This is a genomic window from Streptomyces sp. NBC_01214, from assembly GCF_026340975.1.
Classification (GTDB): Bacteria; Actinomycetota; Actinomycetes; order Streptomycetales; family Streptomycetaceae; genus Streptomyces.
The window spans coordinates 2,130,029-2,150,000 of the sequence record NZ_JAPEOS010000001.1; the positions used below are offsets into that span (position 1 = coordinate 2,130,029).

General features: G+C 71.5%; 13 protein-coding genes. 5 read left to right on the plus strand and 8 right to left on the minus strand.

Features of this window, described 5'->3' with window-relative positions; all coding sequences use genetic code 11:
• Position 1: 1 nt before the first annotated feature.
• The 5 genes from aceE to OG594_RS10300 all read right to left on the minus strand — a co-directional run bounded on the left by aceE (position 2) and on the right by OG594_RS10300 (position 8,839).
• On the minus strand, positions 2–2,686 hold the full coding sequence (gene aceE, locus OG594_RS10280) for a pyruvate dehydrogenase (acetyl-transferring), homodimeric type (RefSeq protein ID WP_266597414.1): 2,685 nt from the start codon (positions 2,684–2,686) through the stop codon (positions 2–4).
• Between the two features lie 230 nt (positions 2,687–2,916).
• Entirely contained in the window at positions 2,917–3,540 is a 624-nt protein-coding gene (locus tag OG594_RS10285) for a GntR family transcriptional regulator (protein WP_030010631.1), read from the minus strand.
• 223 nt (positions 3,541–3,763) lie between these two features.
• A complete protein-coding gene (gene sucB / locus OG594_RS10290; protein WP_266597416.1) occupies positions 3,764–5,548 on the minus strand; it encodes a 2-oxoglutarate dehydrogenase, E2 component, dihydrolipoamide succinyltransferase in 1,785 nt (594 codons plus the stop codon).
• A gap of 54 nt (positions 5,549–5,602) precedes the next feature.
• Positions 5,603–6,991: a dihydrolipoyl dehydrogenase gene (gene lpdA / locus OG594_RS10295; RefSeq protein WP_052872496.1), complete on the minus strand. Its 1,389-nt coding sequence runs from the start codon at positions 6,989–6,991 to the stop codon at positions 5,603–5,605.
• A gap of 309 nt (positions 6,992–7,300) precedes the next feature.
• Entirely contained in the window at positions 7,301–8,839 is a 1,539-nt protein-coding gene (locus tag OG594_RS10300) for a leucyl aminopeptidase (RefSeq protein ID WP_266597420.1), read from the minus strand.
• A 345-nt stretch (positions 8,840–9,184) separates the two neighbouring features.
• Between OG594_RS10300 and OG594_RS10305 the strand changes: the two genes are divergently transcribed.
• The 5 genes from OG594_RS10305 (at position 9,185) to OG594_RS10325 (ending at position 15,922) form a co-directional block, all read left to right on the plus strand.
• Positions 9,185–11,212 carry a hypothetical protein gene (locus OG594_RS10305; RefSeq protein ID WP_266597422.1) on the plus strand — a complete coding sequence of 676 codons (2,028 nt, stop codon included), beginning with the start codon at positions 9,185–9,187 and terminating at the stop codon, positions 11,210–11,212.
• 93 nt (positions 11,213–11,305) lie between these two features.
• The gene (pelF, locus tag OG594_RS10310) at positions 11,306–12,859 is read left to right on the plus strand and encodes a GT4 family glycosyltransferase PelF (protein ID WP_266597424.1); all 1,554 of its coding nucleotides are present in this window, start codon (positions 11,306–11,308) and stop codon (positions 12,857–12,859) included.
• A complete protein-coding gene (locus OG594_RS10315; protein ID WP_266597426.1) occupies positions 12,856–14,424 on the plus strand; it encodes a hypothetical protein in 1,569 nt (522 codons plus the stop codon). The genes pelF and OG594_RS10315 overlap by 4 nt, the downstream gene beginning before the upstream one ends.
• Positions 14,421–15,116: a spherulation-specific family 4 protein gene (locus OG594_RS10320; protein WP_266597428.1), complete on the plus strand. Its 696-nt coding sequence runs from the start codon at positions 14,421–14,423 to the stop codon at positions 15,114–15,116. The genes OG594_RS10315 and OG594_RS10320 overlap by 4 nt, the downstream gene beginning before the upstream one ends.
• Positions 15,113–15,922 carry an endo alpha-1,4 polygalactosaminidase gene (locus OG594_RS10325; RefSeq protein WP_266597430.1) on the plus strand — a complete coding sequence of 270 codons (810 nt, stop codon included), beginning with the start codon at positions 15,113–15,115 and terminating at the stop codon, positions 15,920–15,922. The genes OG594_RS10320 and OG594_RS10325 overlap by 4 nt, the downstream gene beginning before the upstream one ends.
• A 156-nt stretch (positions 15,923–16,078) precedes the next feature.
• On the opposite strand, the gene OG594_RS10330 is transcribed toward OG594_RS10325, so the two are convergent.
• The 3 genes from OG594_RS10330 to OG594_RS10340 form a co-directional block, all read right to left on the minus strand.
• Positions 16,079–17,257, minus strand: a complete 1,179-nt coding sequence (locus tag OG594_RS10330) for a sensor histidine kinase (RefSeq protein ID WP_266602768.1) — start codon at positions 17,255–17,257, stop codon at positions 16,079–16,081.
• Between the two features lie 76 nt (positions 17,258–17,333).
• The gene (locus OG594_RS10335) at positions 17,334–17,978 is read right to left on the minus strand and encodes a hypothetical protein (protein WP_266597432.1); all 645 of its coding nucleotides are present in this window, start codon (positions 17,976–17,978) and stop codon (positions 17,334–17,336) included.
• Between the two features lie 53 nt (positions 17,979–18,031).
• Positions 18,032–19,897, minus strand: a complete 1,866-nt coding sequence (locus OG594_RS10340) for a phosphatidylglycerol lysyltransferase domain-containing protein (RefSeq protein WP_266597434.1) — start codon at positions 19,895–19,897, stop codon at positions 18,032–18,034.
• Positions 19,898–19,972 lie beyond the last annotated feature (75 nt).

Below are 19,972 nucleotides of genomic sequence, written 5' to 3' on the forward strand. Positions count from 1 at the left end.
CTCAGAGGCCGTAGCGCTCCCGGGCCTCCTTGACGGCGGACGCCGGCACCTCGCCGCGGCGGGCGAGCTGGGCCAGCGCGGCCACCACGATCGACTGGGCGTCGACACCGAAGTGGCGGCGGGCGCCCTCACGGGTGTCGGACAGGCCGAAGCCGTCCGTACCGAGCGAGGTGTAGTCCTGCTCCACCCACTGGCTGATCTGGTCCGGGACCTGACGCATCCAGTCGGAGACGGCGAGGACGGGGCCGGCGGCACCCTCCAGCGCGCGGGTGACGTACGGGGTGCGCACCTCGCCGCGCAGCAGCGCCTCGTCGCACTCCAGCGCCTCGCGCCGCAGCTCGCCCCAGGAGGTGGCGGACCAGACGTCGGCGGCCACGTTCCACTCGGCGGCCAGCAGCTTCTGCGCCTCCAGGATCCAGTGGATCGCCGTACCCGAGGCCATCAGCTGGACCTTGGCGGCGTCGGCGGCCGGGGCCGCCTCCGCCAGGTCCGCCGCCGTGTTGAAGCGGTAGAGGCCCTTGAGGATGCCCTCCTCCACGCCCTCCGGCATGGCGGGCTGCACCTTCGGCTCGTTGTAGACCGTCAGGTAGTAGAAGACGTCTTCCGGCGTCTCGCCGTACATCCGGCGCAGACCGTCCTTGACGATCACCGCGATCTCGTACGCGAAGGCCGGGTCGTAGTTGAGCGACGCCGGGTTCGTGGACGCGATCAGGTGCGAGTGGCCGTCCGCGTGCTGGAGGCCCTCACCGGTCAGCGTGGTGCGGCCGGCGGTGGCGCCGACGATGAAGCCCTTGCCGAGCTGGTCGGCGAGCTGCCACATCTGGTCGGCGGTGCGCTGCCAGCCGAACATCGAGTAGAAGATGTAGAACGGGATCATCGGCTCGCCGTGCGTCGCGTACGACGTGCAGGCGGCGATGAAGTCGGCCATGGCGCCGGCCTCGGTGATCCCCTCGTTGAGGATCTGGCCGTCCTTGGCTTCCTTGTAGTACATGAGCTGGTCGCGGTCGACCGGCTCGTACGTCTGGCCCAGCGGCGAGTAGATGCCGGCCGACGGGAAGAGGGACTCCATGCCGAAGGTGCGGGCCTCGTCGGGAACGATCGGCACCCAGCGCTTGCCGGTCTCCTTGTCCCGCATCAGGTCCTTGACGAGCCGGACGAAGGCCATCGTCGTGGCCATCTCCTGCTTGCCGGAGCCCTTGAGCAGCGGGGCGAAGGAACGGTCCGCGGGGGCGGGCAGGGCCACGTGCTTGACCTTGCGGGCCGGAGCCGGGCCGCCGAGCGCCGCGCGGCGCTCGTTCAGGTACTGGACCTCGGGGCTGTTCGCGCCCGGGTGGCCGTACGGGACGACGCCGTCGGCGAAGGCGCTGTCCGGGATCGGGAGGCCAAGGAGGTCACGCATGTCCTTGAACTCGTCGATCGTCAGCTTCTTCATCTGGTGGTTCGCGTTCTTCGACTCGAACCCGGCACCCAGCGTGTAGCCCTTGACGGTCTGCGCGAGGATGACCGTCGGCGCGCCCTTGTGCTCCAGGGCGGCCTTGTACGCGGCGTAGACCTTGCGGGGCTCGTGGCCGCCGCGGGAGGAGTGGAAGCACTCGGCGATCTTCGCGTCGGAGAGCACCCCGGCCAGCTGCACGAGCTCGGCGTTGGCGCCGAAGAAGTGCTGGCGGATGTAGGCCACGTCGCGGGTCGCGTACGTCTGGAACTGCGCGTCCGGTACCTCGCGCAGGCGGCGTACGAGGGCGCCCGTGGTGTCGAGCTGGAACAGCTCGTCCCAGGCGGAGCCCCACAGCGACTTGATGACGTTCCAGCCGGCGCCGCGGAACTGGGCCTCCAGCTCCTGGACCACGCGGAAGTTGGCGCGGACCGGACCGTCGAGGCGCTGCAGGTTGCAGTTGATGACGAAGGTCAGGTTGTCGAGCTGCTCGCGGGAGGCGAGGGCCAGGGCGGCGGTCGACTCGGGCTCGTCCATCTCGCCGTCGCCCAGGAAGGCCCAGACGTGCGAGTTGGCGGTGTCCTTGATGCTCCGGTTCTGCAGGTAGCGGTTGAAACGCGCCTGGTAGATCGCGGAGAGCGGGCCGAGGCCCATGGACACCGTCGGGAACTCCCACAGCCACGGCAGGCGCCGCGGGTGCGGGTAGGACGGCAGGCCGTTGCCGCCGGACTCCTGGCGGAAGTTGTCGAGCTGCTGCTCGGAGACGCGTCCGTCGAGGAACGCGCGGGCGTAGATGCCGGGGGAGGCGTGGCCCTGGATGTAGAGCTGGTCGCCCGATCCGTCGGCCTCCTTCCCGCGGAAGAAGTGCTGGAAGCCGGTCTCGTAGAGCCACGCGGCCGAGGCGAAGGTGGCGATGTGGCCGCCGACGCCGTACTTGGAGCCGCGGGTCACCATGGCGGCCGCGTTCCAGCGGTTCCATGCGGTGATCTTGGCTTCCATCTCCTCGTCACCGGGGAACTCGGGCTCCGCGGCGGTCGGGATGGTGTTGACGTAGTCCGTCTCCAGCAGCTTCGGCAGGGCGAGGCCGGCGGCCTCGGCGTGCTGGAGCGTGCGGCGGAGCAGGTATTCGGCGCGGCGCGTACCGGCGGCCTGTGCGACGGCATCGAGGGAGGCCGCCCATTCGGCGGTCTCCTCGGTGTCGCGGTCCGGGAGCTGGTCGAGCTCGCTCGGAAGCTTTCCTACGGGGTCGGACATTGCTGTGCGCCGCCTTCCGGACAAAGGAGAGGTGGTGAAAAAATCCCTGACGGGCAGGACAGGGTCGGCGGACCTGGTTGAGGTCCGCGACGACTGTAAATCGCTGATCGATGATCGATCAAATGAAAGTGACAAAGAAACGTCCATCCGGCGAAAGTCGGCACCGCGTGCCAGAGAAATAGGCACGCGGTGCCGGTCAAACACGGACAAACGGGCCCGCCCGCAGTCGATCAAGCGCGCGGGGCGCACCCCAGGACATGCCGCTTCACGAGCAGCCCGATGTCCGGATCCTGACTGCGGAACGCCTCGACGAGCGCCTCGTGCTCCTCGGCGTACGACTTCTGCACGGTCCCCAGCCAGCGGATGGACAGCGCCGTGAAGACCTCGATGCCCAGGCTCTCCCAGGTGTGCAGCAGCACGCTGTTCCCGGCGGCCCGCACCATCTCCCGGTGGAACCCGACGGTGTGCCGCACCTGCGCGGTCCCGTCCTCGGTACGGTCGGCCTCCCACAGCGCCGCCACGTGCGGCTCCAGCGCCGAGCAGTCGCTCGCCAGCCGCGGCGCGGCCAGCTCGGCCGCGATCTGCTCCAGGCCGGCCCGGACCGGGTAGATCTCCTCCAGGTCGGCCGCGGAGAGGTTCCGTACGCGCACGCCCTTGTTCGGCGCCGACTCGATCAGCCGCAGCGTCTCCAGCTCGCGCAGGGCCTCCCGTACGGGGGTCTGGCTGACCTCCAACTCCACGGCGATCCGGCGCTCGACGATCCGCTCGCCGGGCTTCCAGCGCCCGCTGACGATCCCCTCCACGATGTGCTCGCGGATCTGCTCGCGCAGCGAGTGCACGACGGGTGGGGTGATCATCGGGGCTTCATCTCCTGTAGGGGCATGCATCGCTTCGATGCGTAGACAATACGGCCGAGTAGCCCCCACCGGATGCGTTCCCGGTCGCGGACGCTGGGTGAGGCTGGTTACAACAGGCTCCCGACCAGGGCTCCGAGAGGGGTACGACGACGGCGCCCCCGCCCGGAGGGTGTTCCGGGCGGGGGCGCCGTGTGCGACGGCCGGGGCCGTGCGCTGAGCCTTACAGGCCGAGCTCGACCTCGAACTCGCCGGCCTCGAGGATCGCCTTGACGGCCGAGAGGTACCGGGCCGCGTCCGCGCCGTCCACCAGGCGGTGGTCGTAGGACAGGGTCAGGTACGTCATGTCGCGGGCGCCGATGACGGTGCCCTCGGCGGTCTCCAGGACCACCGGACGCTTGACCGTGGCACCGATGCCCAGGATGGCGACCTGGTTCGGCGGCACGATGACGGTGTCGAACAGCGCACCGCGCGAGCCGGTGTTGCTGATGGTGAAGGTCGCGCCCGACAGCTCGTCCGGCGTGATCTTGTTGCCGCGGACCTTGGCGGCCAGGTCGGCGGTCGCCTTGGAGATGCCCGCCAGGTTGAGGTCACCGGCACCCTTGATGACCGGGGTCATCAGGCCCTTCTCGGAGTCCACGGCGATGCCGATGTTCTCCGAGTCGAAGTAGGTGATGGTGCCCTCGTCCTCGTTGATCCGGGCGTTGACGACCGCGTGGGCCTTCAGCGCCTGGGCAGCGGCCTTGACGAAGAACGGCATCGGCGAGAGCTTGACGCCCTCGCGGGCCAGGAACGCGCCCTTGGCCTTCTCGCGCAGCTTCATGATCTTGGTGATGTCCACCTCGACCACGGAGCTGAGCTGAGCCTGCGAGTGCAGGGCCTTCATCATGTTGTCGCCGATGACCTTGCGCATGCGGGTCATCTTGACCGTCTGACCGCGCAGCTCGGACACCGCGGCGGCCGGGGCCTTCGCGGCCGGAGCGGCGGCCGGCGCCGGGGCGGCGGCAGCGGCCTTGGCGGCCTCGGCGGCGGCCAGGACGTCCTGCTTGCGGATGCGGCCACCGACACCGGTGCCCGAGACCGTGGACAGGTTGACGCCGGACTCCGAGGCGAGCTTGCGCACCAGCGGGGTCACGTACGCGCCCTCGTCACCGGCGGCGGCCGGAGCGGCCGGGGCCGGGACGACGGGGGCGGCCGGGGCGACCGGGGCCGGAGCGGCCACCGGGGCGGCGGCCTGGACCGGAGCCGGAGCGGCGACCGGAGCGGCCGGGGCGACCGGAGCCGGAGCGGCCACCGGGGCGGCGGCCTCGACCGGAGCCGGAGCGGCGGCCGGGGCGGCCTCGACCGGAGCCGGGACGGCGGCCGGAGCGGCAGCGGCCGGGGCGGCACCGGCGACGCCGATGACGGCCAGGCGGGCGCCGACCTCAGCGGTCTCGTCCTCGCCGACCAGGATCTCCAGCAGCGTGCCGGAGACCGGCGCGGGGATCTCGGTGTCGACCTTGTCCGTGGAGACCTCGAGCAGCGGCTCGTCGGCCTCGACCGACTCGCCGACGGCCTTCAGCCAACGGGTAACGGTGCCCTCGGTGACGGACTCGCCCAGGGCGGGGAGCACGACATCGGTACCGGAGGCGGCCGGAGCGGCAGCGGGCGCCTCGGCGACGGGGGCCGGGGCCGCGGGGGCCTCGGCGACCGGGGCCGGAGCGGCCGCGGGGGCCTCGGCCGCGGGGGCCGGCTCGGCGGCCGGAGCCGCGGCGGCAGCCGCAGCGCCGGAACCGTCGTCGATGACGGCCAGCTCGGCGCCGACCTCGACGGTCTCGTCCTCGGCGACCTTGATGGAGGCCAGGATGCCCGACACGGGGGAGGGGATCTCGGTGTCGACCTTGTCGGTCGAGACCTCGAGCAGCGGCTCGTCGGCCTCGACGCGCTCGCCCTCGGCCTTCAGCCAGCGGGTGACAGTGCCCTCGGTGACGCTCTCACCGAGCGCCGGAAGGGTTACGGAAACCGACATGGTTTCAGTTGCTCCTAACGAAAGTGCGGAAGTGGTCGTCGCGCCCGTGACGAATTAGTCGTGGGAGTGAAGCGGCTTGCCGGCGAGGGCCAGGTGGGCCTCGCCCATCGCTTCGTTCTGGGTCGGGTGCGCGTGGATGAGCTGCGCGACCTCGGCCGGCAGGGCTTCCCAGTTGTAGATCAGCTGGGCCTCGCCGACCTGCTCGCCCATCCGGTCACCGACCATGTGGACGCCGACCACGGCACCGTCCTTGACCTGGACGAGCTTGATCTCGCCCGCGGTCTTGAGGATCTTGCTCTTGCCGTTGCCCGCCAGGTTGTACTTCAGGGCCACGACCTTGTCCGCGCCGTAGATCTCCTTGGCCTTGGCCTCGGTGATGCCGACGGAAGCGACCTCGGGGTGGCAGTAGGTGACGCGCGGGACACCGTCGTAGTCGATCGGGACGGCCTTGAGGCCGGCCAGACGCTCCGCGACCAGGATGCCCTCGGCGAAGCCGACGTGCGCGAGCTGGAGGGTGGGGACGAGGTCACCGACGGCCGAGATGGTCGGCACGTTGGTCTGCATGTACTCGTCGACCAGGACGTAGCCGCGGTCCATCGCGACGCCCTGCTCCTCGTAGCCCAGACCCTGCGAGACGGGGCCGCGACCGACCGCGACCAGCAGCACCTCGGCCTCGAAGGTCTTGCCGTCGACCAGCGTCACGCGGACGCCGTTCTCCGTGTACTCGGCCTTGTCGAAGAAGGTGCCCAGGTTGAACTTGATGCCGCGCTTGCGGAACGCGCGCTCCAGCAGCTTCGAGCTGTTCTCGTCCTCGACCGGCACGAGGTGCTTGAGGCCCTCGATGACGGTGATGTCGGAACCGAAGGACTTCCACGCCGAGGCGAACTCGACGCCGATGACGCCGCCGCCCAGGACGATCGCCGACTCGGGGACGCGGTCCAGGACCAGCGCGTGGTCCGAGGAGATGATGCGGTTGCCGTCGATGTTCAGGCCCGGCAGCGACTTCGGCACGGAGCCGGTCGCCAGCAGGATGTGGCGGCCCTGGATGCGCTGGCCGTTCACGTCGACGGAAGTCGGGGAGGAGAGGCGGCCCTCTCCCTCGATGTAGGTCACCTTGCGGGAGGCGACCAGGCCCTGCAGACCCTTGTACAGGCCCGAGATGACCTCGTCCTTGTACTTGTGGACACCCGCGATGTCGATTCCCTCGAAGGAGGTCTTGACACCGAACTGGGCGGCTTCACGAGCCTGGTCCGCGATCTCGCCCGCGTGCAGCAGAGCCTTCGTGGGGATGCAGCCGTTGTGCAGGCAGGTGCCGCCGAGCTTGTTCTTCTCGATCAGGGCAACGTCCAGACCCAGCTGGGATGCGCGCAGCGCCGCGGCGTAACCGCCACTGCCACCGCCGAGGATCACTAGGTCGAAAACGGTGCTGGCGTCGTTCGCCACGTCACGTCCTCCATGCATGTGCGCCGGGCACCGGTCCTCTGTGACCGGGCGGCGGCTGGTATACGGCCGCTTGTTTCTTCGGCCCTGTGGTGGGGGCCCTGTCCTGCCGAGAACCCATCTTCGCATTTGTCGGGGGCACGCGGGACGCCGGGCCCACGATGTGATCGGGCGATCCGCCCGGACCGGGGGTTACCGCTGCGTAGATACCTACCGAGATACCTACCGATTCCTTCAGGTTTCGTCGTGAGACGGACGCACCCCGGGCCCTGACCCGGCCCGGGGTGCGTCACGTCACATCGAACGGGGTGGTCAGCCGAGGTCGCCCGTGGCCGTGCGCTCGGCGAGACGCACCAGGGTGCGGACGGCGGAGCCGGTGCCGCCCTTGGGGGTGTAGCCGTGCGGCGCGCCCTCGTGGAAGGCCGGGCCGGCGATGTCGAGGTGGGCCCAGGTGATGCCCTCGCCGACGAACTCCTGCAGGAAGAGGCCGGCCACCAGGCCGCCGCCCATGCGGACACCCATGTTCGCGATGTCGGCGGTGGGGGAGTCCATGGTCTTGCGCAGCTCGGCGGGGAGCGGCATCGGCCAGGAGGACTCGCCGACCTCCTCGGCGATCTCGTGGATCGACGTGCGGAAGGCGTCGTCGTTGGCCATGATCCCGAAGGTGCGGTCGCCGAGGGCGAGCACCATCGCGCCGGTCAGGGTGGCGACGTCGACGATCGCGTCCGGGTTGTCCTCGGAGGCCTTGGTCAGCGCGTCACCGAGGACCAGGCGGCCCTCGGCGTCCGTGTTGAGGACCTCGACGGTCTTGCCGCTGTACATGCGCAGCACGTCACCGGGCTTGGTGGCGGAGCCGGACGGCATGTTCTCGGCGAGCGCGAGCCAGCCGGTGACGTTGACCTTCAGGCCCAGCTTCGCGGCCGCGACGACGGAGGCGAACACGGCGGCGGCACCGGCCATGTCGCACTTCATCGTCTCGTTGTGGCCGGCCGGCTTCAGGGAGATGCCGCCCGAGTCGTAGGTGATGCCCTTGCCGACGAAGGCCAGGGTCTTCTCCGCCTTCGGGTGCGTGTAGGTGAGCTTCACCAGGCGCGGCAGGTTCTCGGAGCCCTTGCCGACGCCCATGATGCCGCCGTAGCCGCCCTTGATCAGGGCCTTCTCGTCCAGCACCTGGACCTTGATGCCGTTCTCCTTCGCGGCCGCGGAGGCGACCGCGGCGAAGGCCTCGGGGGTCAGGTCGTTCGGCGGGGTGTTCACCAGGTCACGGGCGACGTTGACCTCGGTCGCGACGACCGCGGCGCGCTCGACGGCGGCCTTGTGCTCCTTGTCGCGGGGCTTGGCACCCAGCAGGGCCACCTCGGCGAGCGGCTGCTTCGGGCCGGTACCCTTGGTCTCCTTGCGGGCCCTGTTCTCGCCGCCCTGGTAGGCGGTGAACGCGTACGCGCCCAGCAGCGCGCCCTCGGCGACGGCGGTGACGGCCGAGGCGTCCTCCAGGGGGAGGGCGAAGGCGGCCTTCTTGTTGCCGTGCAGCGCGCGGGCGGCGGCGCCGGCGGCGCGGCGCAGCACCTCCTCGTCGAACGACTCGTCCTTCTCCGGGACGGAGCCGAGCCCCACTGCCAGCACGACCGGGACCTTGAGGCCCGCCGGGGCCGGCAGCTTGGTGATCTCGCCTTCGGCGCCCGAGGCACCGAGGGCTTCGAGGACACCGGCGAGCTTGCCGTCGAACGCCTTGTCCACGGCCTCGGCGCCCGCGGCGACGATCGGTCCCTTGGGGCCCTTCGCCACGCCGACCACGAGGGCGTCGGCGCGGAGCGTCGCCGCGCCGGCAGTGCTGAGAGTCAGAGCAGTCACGGTGGTGAAGTCTCGCTTCCGTTTGTGTGTGTGGGCCGAGTGGGTGGACGGCCATCCGTAGCGATCGTATTCGGGCCCGACAGCCGCCAGAAATGAGCCTACGCGTACGCGCTCGTCCGTACGTCACTCGAAGGTTTGGCAAGTTGTTCGATCAAGTGGCCATCAGGTTCACCCATCTGTGGACTCTGCTCCAGGTTTGCCCCGTAGACCTGACGAGGTCCGAAAGACTCGGTCCACTCTCGCAAGGGGACGCGGGGTTCCTTTGCATGATTTCCACAGAGCCTCCCAGGCCCGGCTGTCCGCCAAGGGCCGGTCGAGGGACGCCTGCGGGGGGAAAGGCCGAATATGGTCAACAAGAATCGGATGAACAGGGTCGCCGCGATGATGGCGGCAGCAGCCCTGGTGTCCGTGGCAGTACCCGCCTCGACCGCCCGGGCGGCCGTGGCACCGCGCATCGACCTGAAGGTGCTGGTCGTCGACGACGGCGGCAGTTCGGTCGAGGCGATCACCGCGGAACTCCGCGACACGGGGGTGCCCTACACCCGCGTCCAGCTGGGCAGCAGCGGCCGCCCGGTCATCAACGCGGGCTTCCTCAGCGACACGGTGGACGGCCGCCCGCGCGCCAAGTACCAGGGTGTCGTCCTGCCGAACGAGAACCCGTTCGGCGAGGGCTCGGCCGAGATGGCCGCGCTCGCCGCGTACGAGACGACCTACGGCATCCGCCAGGTTGACGCCTACACCTGGGCCCACCCCGGCGTCGGGCTGGAATACACCGACAACGGCGGCTACAGCGGCCAGCTCGACGGCACCCAGGCCGCCGTCACCACCGCCGGAAAGACCGGCCCCTTCGCCTACCTCGGCGGCCAGGTCACCTTCGAGGACAACTCGGCCCTGGTCCCCGAGAGCTTCGGCTTCATGGGCAAGCCGCGCCCCGGCTACACCAGCTACGTCGACGCGCCCGTCGGCTCCGGTCGGGCCTCGCTCGTCGGCGAGTACACGCACGACGGCCGCAGCGAACTGGTCGTCACCTTCGGCTACAACCAGTACCAGCAGCAGTTCCGGCTGCTCGCCCGCGGCATCGTCGACTGGCTGACCCAGGGGGTGCACCTCGGCCAGAGCCGCAGCTACTTCGCGGTCCACGTCGACGACGTCTTCGCCCCCGACGCCCGCTGGAACAAGGAGCTGAACTGCACGCCGGGCGACTACGCCTGTGCGGGCGGCGAGGGCAAGGAGAGCACCATCCGGATGAGCGCCGCCGACGCCGTGTACGCGGCGCAGTGGCAGACGTCCAAGAACTTCAAGCTGGACATGCTCTTCAACGGCGGCGCCGGCGAGGAGTGGAAGGCTGCGAACGGCGGCGTCGACGCGATGACCGCCCAGCTCGTCGCCGACCGCGCCAAGTACCGGTGGATGAACCACACCTACACCCACCCGTTCCTCGGCTGCGTCCAGAACACCGCCGTCACCCCGTGGACCTGTACGAAGAACGCCGCGGGCGCGATCCAGTACATGAGCCGCGCCGAGATCTCCGCCCAGATCCGCGACAACAACAACTGGGCCGCGGCCAAGGGCATCACCACCGACCGGACCGAACTGGTCACCGGTGAGCACTCCGGCCTCAAGACCGCACCGCAGCAGCCCGTCGACAACCCCAACCTGGCCGGCGCCCTCGCCGACAACGGGGTCAAGTGGGCCGGCAGCGACAACTCCCGCGAACCGGCGCAGCGAGCGGTCGGCGCGGCGCTCACCGTCCCCCGGCACCCGATGAACGTGTACTACAACACGGGCACCAACGCCGAGATGGCCGACGAGTACAACTGGATCTACACCAGCCGAGCCCACGGCGGAAGCGGCATCTGCGAGGACAACCCGGCGACCTCCACCTGCCTGCCGGCCCCGCTGAACGTCAACACCGGCTACCTCGACACCATCGTCCCGGCCGAGGCCCGCACCGCCCTGCGGCACGTCCTGGCCAACGACCCGCGGCCGCACTACGTCCACCAGTCCAACCTCGCCGAGGACCGGACCCTCTACCCCGTGCTCAACCAGGTCCTCGACACCTACCGCACCCTGTACGCCCCCAGCGCGCCGATCGTCAACCAGAGCATGAAGGACACCGGCGTCGAGTTCCAGCGCCGCACCGCCTGGGACAAGGCCCTCGCGGACGGCAAGGTCACCGCCTACCGCATCGGCAAGGACGTCACCATCAAGGCGCCCTCCGGGGTCGTCGCCCCGGTGACCGCACCCACCGGCACCAAGAAGCAGCTGCTGCTCGGCACCGCCGACTTCGGCACCGCCTACGCCGGTACCCGCTCCGCGTGGACCGGTCCGGAGACGCTGCAGAGCGCCGTCACGCTCAAGCTGCCCAGCTGACCGTCGCGCAAGCCACCACGAGTACCACCTAGCGCCGGCGCTCCGCGAACCCACGGGCGCCGGCCCCTTTTCCGTCCTGGGGGGACACACCGCATGAGTCATGGGCGTCACGTCACCATGCTCACCGAAGGCACCTATCCGCACGTCCACGGGGGCGTCAGCACCTGGTGCGACCAACTGGTACGAGGCATGCCGGAGGTCGACTTCAACGTCATAGCCCTGACCGGCTCCGGACGAGAGCCGGTCACCTGGGAACTGCCCCGCAACGTCTACCGGCACACCGCCTTCCCGCTCTGGGGGCCGCTCCCGTCCCGCATCCGCCGGTCGGCCCTGCGCGGCAGGGCGCAGCGCCGCTTCACCGAGGTCTACGAGAGCTTCCTGCTCACCCTGCTCGACCCCGAGCCCGATCCCGCCCGGCACAGCTTCTCCGAGGCCCTGCGCGAACTGGCCGTCCTCGCCCGGGCCGGAAAGCTCGCACCGGCCCTGCGCTCCGAATCGGTCCTGCGGCTGCTGATGACCGTATGGACCCGGCCCGGACTCGTCACCGCCGAGGCCCAGCCCACCATCCACGACGCGCTCACCGCCACCGACCTGCTGGAACACGCGCTGCGCCCGCTCGGTGTCCGGATCCCGCCCGACAGCGTCGCGCACGCCGTCAGCAGCGGCCTCGCCACCCTCCCGGCCCTCGCCGCCAAATACCTCGACGGGGTCCCCTTCCTGCTCACCGAGCACGGCATCTACCTGCGCGAGCGCTACCTCGGCTACCGCAGCGCCGCCCAGCGCTGGCCCGTCAAGGCCCTCATGCTCGGCTTCTACCGCGAGCTCAACACCGAGGGCTACCGGCAGGCCGACCTGATCACCCCGTGCAACCAGTACAACCGCCGCTGGGAGGAGCGCGGAGGCGCCGAGTCCGACCGCATCCGCACCGTCTACAACGGCGTCGACCCGCACGCCTTCCCCGATGCCGGCCCCGAACCCGACGTGCCCACCCTCAGCTGGTGCGGCCGCATCGACCCGATCAAGGACCTCGAAACCCTCATCCGGGCCTACGCCTTCATGCGCGAGGAGCTCCCCGCCCTGCGGCTGCGCCTCTTCGGGCCCGTCCCGGCCGGCTGCGAGGAGTACAAGCTCCGCCTGGAGAAGCTCGCCGCCGAACTCGGCGTGACCGACGGGATCACCTACGAGGGCCGCATCGAGCAGGTGGCCCGGGCCTACGCGGCGGGCAGCGTCGTCATGCTCTCCTCCATCAGCGAGGGCTTCCCCTTCAGCATCATCGAGGCCATGTCCTGCGGCCGCACCACCGTCTCCACCGACGTCGGCGGGGTCCGCGAGGCCGTCGGCGACACCGGCCTCGTCGTACCGCCGCGCGAGCCCGAGACCATGGCCCGCGCCACCCTCGCCCTGCTCCGCGACGACGAACGCCGGGCCGAACTCGGCCGGCTGTCCCGCAAGCGGGTCGTCGAGAAGTTCACCCTCCACCAGTCCGTGGACGGCTTCCGGCACATCTACCGCGAACTCGCCGGCCAGCCCGTCCTGCCCGTCCACGCGGGCGACGCATGGACCCAGCGGCTCGCCGATCCCTGGTACCGCGAACTCGCCGCCCTGGGGCATCCCCGGACGGACTCCGGGGAAGGGGGCCGGTGGTGAGCGGATCCCTCTGGCTCAAGCCGCCCGGCTCCGGCCCCGGTTCCGGATCCGACACGCTCCCGGCCATCCCCCGGCCGCGCCGCGACGGCCCCGGCGCCGACGTCACCGCCGCCGACGCCGCCACCGACCCGATGGACGAACTCGCCGAGCGCCTCGACGTGTTCATCGCCTCCGCCGTCCACCCCGACGAGATCGCCGCCATCCTCGAAGCCGACGGCATGACGGACGAGTACATCCGGCTCACCTACGGCCGGCACGACTCCTTCGCCCTCGCCGAGGAGCTCTACGCCCGCGTGCCCCGCTCCTTCCCGGAGACGGGGCCCGCCCCCGACCCCTGGAGGGTCTCCCTCACCGCCTGCCTGCTGCGCGGGGTCATCTTCGCCCTGCCCGGCCTGGCCTACCTGCTCGGCGCGCCCCTGCTCGAAGGCCCCCAGGACCGCCTCGGCCTGCCCGCCGGGACCCTGACCCTGCTCGCCGGCGCGCTCATCGGCTGGGTCTGGGACCAGACCCTGTCCCACCGGGCCTACTCCTGGCTCGGCCTCGGCGACCGGCGCGCCGCCGGGCGGACCCTGCTCGTCGGAGCCCCCGTCGGTGCCCTGTTGGGCACCGCCGCCGCACTGGCGGTGCCCGGCGGGCCCCCGTTCTCCTACGCCTTCGCCGCCGGACAGGCCTTCTACGTCGGGGCCGCCACCGTCCTGCTGGTCCTCGGCCGGGAACGGGTCCTGCTCGGCGCGCTCGCCCCGATGGCCGCCGGAGCACTGCTCGCGCTCTTCGTCGACCTGCCCGTGCCGGTCCGGGTGACCCTGCTCGCGGTGTCCCTGCTGGCCGCCTGCACCCTGGCCCTCAGGGAACTCCCGCTGCGCGCCGGGCTGCGGTCCGTCGTGCGCCGGATCCGCGCCTCCGCGGCCCGCCGGCCCGGCCACGGCCCCGTGCGCTGGCAGATGCTGCGCGGCGCCGAGGAGGACTTCGCACCCCGCGGACCCAGGATCGGGGACTCGGTCCCCTTCGGGGTCTTCGGCCTCGGCACCGGCCTGCTCGTGCTGTACGCCGCCCTCGGGGAGGTCCTCGCCGGAGGTCCCGCCGAGGCGGTCGCCGCCCCCTCGGCGGTGGCCCTCACCCTCAGCATGGGCCCGGCCGAATGGCTGCTCCACCGGTTCCGCAGCGGGACCCTCTCCGGACTCCAGGGGGCCCGCTCGCCCCGGGCCTTCCGCCGGAGGATGCTCGCCACCCTGACCCGGTGCCTCGCCGTCTACCTGACCGTCCTGCTGGTCCTGGGCCTGGTCGGCACCCTGCTCTGGCCCGACGCCCCCGTCCTCACCGGAGTCCGGATCGCGACCCTGCTGCTGCTCGGGGCCGTCATGTGGACCGGACTGCTCCTGCAGTCCTTCGGGGCGGTCCGGCCCGCGGCCGTGGTCTGCTCCTCGGCCGCCGTCGCCCAGAGCCTGGCCCTGCTGACCGGGTTCGGCCAGCCCCGGGCGGTGCAACTGGTCGTGGCGGGCACCGCCGCCGCCGTCCTGGCCACCCTGGTCTGCCTGCTCCTCGGCCGCGCGACCGCCCACCGATGACGCACCCTCCGTCCGAGAAGAAGGACCCCATGCTGCTGGTGCCCCTCTACGAGCATCCCGCCGACCGGCCGGAGGACTGGGAGCGGCTCATCCGCTCCGCCGGCCGGCTGCACTCGGTGGTCCTCAATCCCGACAGCGGACCGGGCGCCGCCCGCGACGAACGGTTCGCCGTCGTCGCCGAACGGCTGCGCGAGGCCGGCGTACCCGTCCTCGGGTACGCCGACACCGACTACGGGCGGCGCCCGCACGCCGAGGTGGTGCAGGACCTGCTGCGCCACCGCGACTGGTACGCCACCGACGGGGCCTTCCTCGACCAGGCCTCCGCCGACCCGGAACTGCTCCCGCACTACGGGCGGCTCGCGGTCGCCGCCCGGGCCGCGGGCGCCCGCACCCTCGTCCTCAACCACGGGGTCCACCCTCACCCCGGGTACGCCGAACTCGCCGACCTGCTCGTCACCTTCGAGGGCCCCTGGGACGCCTACCGGGACGCGGAACCCGCACCGCCGTGGACCGCCGACCACCCGGCCGCGCGGTTCTGCCACCTCGTCTACGCCGTCCCGCCGGGCCCGTTCGCCGCCCGGCGCGCCGAGGAACTCGCCGCCGAACGCGGGGCCGGGGTGCACTGCGCCGTCCCGGGCAGCGGCGCGCACCCCTGGGGGACCCTGCCGTACGCGCTGGAGGCGGCGGGATGAGGAAGATCGCCCTGCTGCTGGCCGTGCCCCTGCTGCTGCTCGCGGCGTGCACCGCCGAGCCGGAACCGGAACGCGACGGGCTGTCGCCCGACCCGCCGCCGGGGCAGCGCTGGCAGCCGAAGCCGGGGGTCGGCTGGCAGTGGCAGCTCACCGGGAAGCTCGACACCTCGGTGAAGGCGGCCGTGTACGACGTCGACGGGTTCAACACCACCAAGGAGCAGGTGGCCACCTTGAAGAAGGCCGGCCGCAAGACCATCTGCTACCTCTCCACCGGCGCCTGGGAGGACTTCCGGCCGGACGCCGGAGCCTTCCCGAAGGCGCTGCTGGGCCAGGGCAACGGCTGGGACGGCGAACGGTGGCTGGACGTCCGGCGGCTGGCGGAACTGGAACCGCTGATGGCCAAGCGGTTCGACATGTGCAAGGCGAAGGGCTTCGACGCGGTGGAGCCCGACAACATGGACGGTTACGCCAACCGGTCCGGCTTCCCGCTGACCGCGGACGACCAGCTGAAGTACAACCGCCTGATCGCCCGGCTGGTGCACGACCGGGGCATGTCGGTGGGGCTGAAGAACGACCTGGACCAGATCCCGGAGCTGGTGGGCGACTTCGACTTCGCGGTCAACGAGCAGTGCATGGAGTACGAGGAGTGCGACCGGTACGTGCCGTTCATCGACGCGGGCAAGGCGGTGTTCCACGTGGAGTACGAGGGCAAGCTGAACCGCTGGTGCCCGCGCGCCCGTGCGGCGAAGCTCAGCTCGCTCCAGAAGCGGTACGACTTGGACGCGTGGCGCCAGGTCTGCCAGTAGCCTCGCCGGCACCGAACCCAGCCCCTCCGGCACCGAACCCAGCCCCTCCGGCGTTTGAGGAGCGGGGTCTGGGGCGGAGCCCCAGGAAACCCGGCTCCGCCGGGCACCGGGCTCCGCCCGGACCCGCGCCTCAAACGCCGGCGAGGCTGGAATTGGCTACCCCAGGGGGAGGATGGCGTGGACGCGGTAGCCGCCGCCGTAGCGGGGGCCCGCGAAGCAGGAGCCGCCCAGGGCGCCGGTGCGCTCGCGCATGCCGAGGAGGCCGTGGCCACCGCCCGGGTCGGCCGGTTCCGGGGCCGGATCGGCGCCCTCGCCGCCGTCGTCGAGGACGGTCACCTCCACCGACGGCCCGACCCGCACCACGCTGACCTCCGCCTTCGCCCCCGGGCCTGCGTGCTTGCGGACGTTCGTCAGCGCCTCCTGGATCACCCGGTACGCCGCCAGGTCCACCGCCGCCGGCAGCACCCCCGGCTCGCCGTCCACCTGGACGATGACCTCCACCGGCAGCCCGGCGTGCCGGAAGGTGTCCACCAGCTCGTCCAGGACGCCGAGCCCCGGCGCGGGCTCCGTCGGTGCCTCCGGGTCGCCGGACTGCCGCAGCAGCCCGACCGTGGCCCGCAGCTCGTTCAGCGCCGACCGGCTGGCGTCCCGTACGTGCGCCAGCGCCTCCTTGGCCTGGTCCGGGCGCTTGTCCATGACGTGCGCGGCCACTCCCGCCTGCACGTTGACCAGGGCGATGTGATGGGCCACCACGTCGTGCAGGTCCCGGGCGATCCGCAGCCGCTCCTCGGCGACCCGCCGCCTGGCCTCCTCGTCCCGGGTCCGCTCGGCGCGCTCGGCCCGTTCCCGGATGGCGTCGACGAAGGCCCGCCGGCTGCGCACGGCGTCCCCGGCGGCCGAGGCCATCCCGGTCCAGGCGAAGATCCCGATGTTCTCCTGCGCGTACCAGGGCAGCGGCCCGGCGAGCATGGCCACGCCCGTCAGCCCCGCCATGGTGAGCAGCCCGATCCGCCAGGTCGTCGGCCGGTCGGTGTGGGCGGCCACCGTGTAGAGGGCGATCACCGCGCACATGGCGACGGGCGCCCGCGGCTCCCCGGTGGTCAGCTCCAGCAGGGACAGCCCGCAGGTCACGGCGAGCACGGCGCGAGGCTGGCGGCGCCGGAACACCAGGGCGGCCGCCCCGAGCAGCATCAGCAGCAGCGAGAACGGCTCCGGGGTGCGCGTCCCGAAGGTGGGTCCGTGCGGCCCGTGCGGATCGGCGAAGGAGCCGACGACCATGGCGACGAACGCCCCGAACGCCAGCACGGCATCGGTGGCGAGCGGATGGGCCCGCATCCACTGCCGGGTGGGGGCGAACCGCCCGAGGTCTGTCGTCACCCCGATACGGTACGGCCTCATCCGCCGGTGCCCCCTACGGCGGAGGGTGGGGCCCGAGCGCGACGCGGGACCGCGCCGGAAACCAGCGCGCCCGCACCACGCACACCGCCATGACGGCGGTGATGGCCGCCAGGTGCTCCTTGCCCGCCAGGTTGTCCTTGACCAGCACCTCGCCGATCATCGCCAGGATCACCAGGGCGCCGGTCAGGTACGCCCGGTAGCGCCAGCAGACGTAGATGGCCAGCCCCACCACCGCCGCCGAGGGCCCGGTGTCGTTGACGATCCGGTCGGACACCGGCAGACCGAGAGGATGCTCCGGCCCGAGCGCGAGCCCGATCCGCGCGTACGTCGTCCCGGCGAGGGTGGCGACGTAGCCGATCAGCAGGGTGCGCCACCAGCCGATGCAGATCTCGGCGACGCCGAAGACGAGCAGGATCTGCGCGAGCGCCCCCCACACCGGCAGGTCCAGGGCGGGGACGAACAGGGACAGCGGGGTGCGCAGGAGGGCCAGCCCGAGCGGGTCGGCGGCTTTGACCGATCCGAGGTCCTGGACCGGCTGGAACCCCCAAGAGGTGTTCTGCACGATCTGGAAGACCGAGGTCAGACAGACCGCGCCGATGGTCATCGGGATCGCCCGCCACCTGTCGCGCACGAGCGCGTCCCGGACGGTCCAGAACATGGGGCCCCACTCACGGCGGGCGAACCGCCGGAATGAGGAGGTGCTCCACGCTGTCAACGGAGGGTCTCCAGGTGTCTGCGGTGCAGCCACTTCGGAAGGCCGGGGGCCTCCAGGAAGCCCTCGGCCCGGCCGGCCGCGACACCGATCCGCAGCAGGTCCGAACTCTTCTCGAAGAGCATGAACCGCGGTTCCCAGATCGGCCGGTATTTGGCGTTGGCCCGGTAGAGGGACTCGATCTGCCACCAGCGGGAGAAGAAGCTGAGCAGCGAGCGCCACATGCGCAGCACCGGACCGGCGCCGAGGCGGGAGCCGCGCTCGAAGACGGACCGGAACATGGCGAAGTTGAGGGAGACCTGGGTGACCCCGATCTCCTTGGAGCGTTCGAGGAGCTCGATGACCATGAACTCCATCAGGCCGTTCTCGGAGTCCCGGTCACGCCGCATCAGGTCCAGCGACAGACCCTTGGGCCCCCACGGTACGAAGGACAGCACGGCCCGCAGGTCACCGTTGCCGTCGGTGCACTCCAGCATCACGCACTGGCCGTCGGCGGGGTCGCCCAGCCGGCCCAGCGCCATGGAGAAGCCGCGCTCTGTGGCGCCGTCCCGCCAGTCGTCGGCGCGGCGCACCAATTCGGCCATCTCGTCGGCCGGGATGTCGTCGTGGCGGCGGATGCGGACGGTGTACCCGGCCCGCTTGACGCGGTTGAAGGCCTGCCGGACGGTCCGCATGGCGCGGCCCTCCAGGGTGAAATCGGCGGTCTCGACGATCGCCTCGTCACCGAGTTCGAGGGCGTCCAGGCCGTGCCGGGCGTAGATCTGCCCGGCCTCCTCGCTCGCCCCCATCACGGCCGGCACCCAGCCGTGCTCACGGGCCTCGGCCAGCCACGGATCGATGGCGCCCGGCCAGGCCTCGGGGTCGCCGATCGGGTCGCCGGAGGCCAGGGAGACCCCGCCGACGACGCGGTAGGTGACGGCGGCCTTGCCGGTGGGGGACCAGATGACGGACTTCTCGCGGCGCAGCGCGAAGTAGCCGAGCGAGTCGCGGTCGCCCTGGCGGGCCAGCAGCGCCCGCAACCGCTCCTCGTCCTCCTCGCTGATCGGGTCGACGGCGCGGCGCGAGCGGAAGGCGGCGAACAGCACGGCGAGCAGCAGCAGCATCGACATGACGTTGATGAAGACGTCCACCCAGCCGGGCGTGGTGATCGCCTCGGAGGCCCGCTCGCCGGGCGTCAGGGTGATCAGCCGCATCACGCCGTACCACCAGCGCTCCGGGAAGGAGGCCTCGGCGCTGAGCGGGGAGGTGTTGGTGGCGCCGACGAGCAGGGCCGCGACCAGCGAGGTGAGCAGCAGGCCGACGGCGGCGACGGCGCTGGCGAGCGCGGGGTTGGAGCGGTCGCCCTTGGCGTAGAACTCGTGGCGGCCCAGCAGCAGGGCCCCCGTGAAGGCGGCGGTCAGGACCAGGGAGACCCAGTTCTGCGGGTGCTCGCGGATCTCCTCGTGCGTGGAGAGCGCATAGGCGAGCAGCAGGGCCAGCAGGCCGCTGAGGACGAGGTTGAGGATCCAGGAGGCCCGCTTGCGGCGGCCGAGGGTGACGGCGAGCAGCAGCGTGAACAGCCCGGAGGCGAACCCCGCGGTGAGCATGTACGGGGTGTAGAAGTCCTCGATGTTGTGGCGCCTGAGGTCCTGCCCGAGCGAAACCCACACCGCGCTGAGGAAGTTGATGAAGGTGACGGCGCGCAGGTACCACACCGCGAACGCGGCGCCGTGCTGCGAGCGGGCGCTCCCCCGGCCGGTCTCCCGGCCGCTCCCCGCCGCCCTGCCGGCGGGGTCGCCGCCGGTCTCTTTCCTACCGGCTGACGGACCGGTCACCGGTGCGGCGGTGCGGTCGGTCTCTGCGCTGGTCAAACGGACCTCTCCCATAAAAAGCGATCATATGGGGCGTAGCTGTCCGTGATTGCGCGGTCGGGGGCCTCGGCCTGGTCAGGACCGGGGCCC

What these genes read in the sequence shown, in the direction of transcription:
- aceE (WP_266597414.1), bottom strand. Translation starts at nt 2,686, where the DNA reads ATGTCCGACCCCGTAGGAAAGCTTCCGAGCGAGCTCGACCAGCTCCCG.
- sucB (WP_266597416.1), bottom strand. Translation starts at nt 5,548, where the DNA reads ATGTCGGTTTCCGTAACCCTTCCGGCGCTCGGTGAGAGCGTCACCGAG.
- OG594_RS10305 (WP_266597422.1), top strand. Translation starts at nt 9,185, where the DNA reads ATGGTCAACAAGAATCGGATGAACAGGGTCGCCGCGATGATGGCGGCA.
- pelF (WP_266597424.1), top strand. Translation starts at nt 11,306, where the DNA reads ATGAGTCATGGGCGTCACGTCACCATGCTCACCGAAGGCACCTATCCG.
- OG594_RS10320 (WP_266597428.1), top strand. Translation starts at nt 14,421, where the DNA reads ATGACGCACCCTCCGTCCGAGAAGAAGGACCCCATGCTGCTGGTGCCC.
- OG594_RS10325 (WP_266597430.1), top strand. Translation starts at nt 15,113, where the DNA reads ATGAGGAAGATCGCCCTGCTGCTGGCCGTGCCCCTGCTGCTGCTCGCG.
- OG594_RS10330 (WP_266602768.1), bottom strand. Translation starts at nt 17,257, where the DNA reads ATGCGGGCCCATCCGCTCGCCACCGATGCCGTGCTGGCGTTCGGGGCG.
- OG594_RS10335 (WP_266597432.1), bottom strand. Translation starts at nt 17,978, where the DNA reads ATGTTCTGGACCGTCCGGGACGCGCTCGTGCGCGACAGGTGGCGGGCG.
- OG594_RS10340 (WP_266597434.1), bottom strand. Translation starts at nt 19,897, where the DNA reads ATGGGAGAGGTCCGTTTGACCAGCGCAGAGACCGACCGCACCGCCGCA.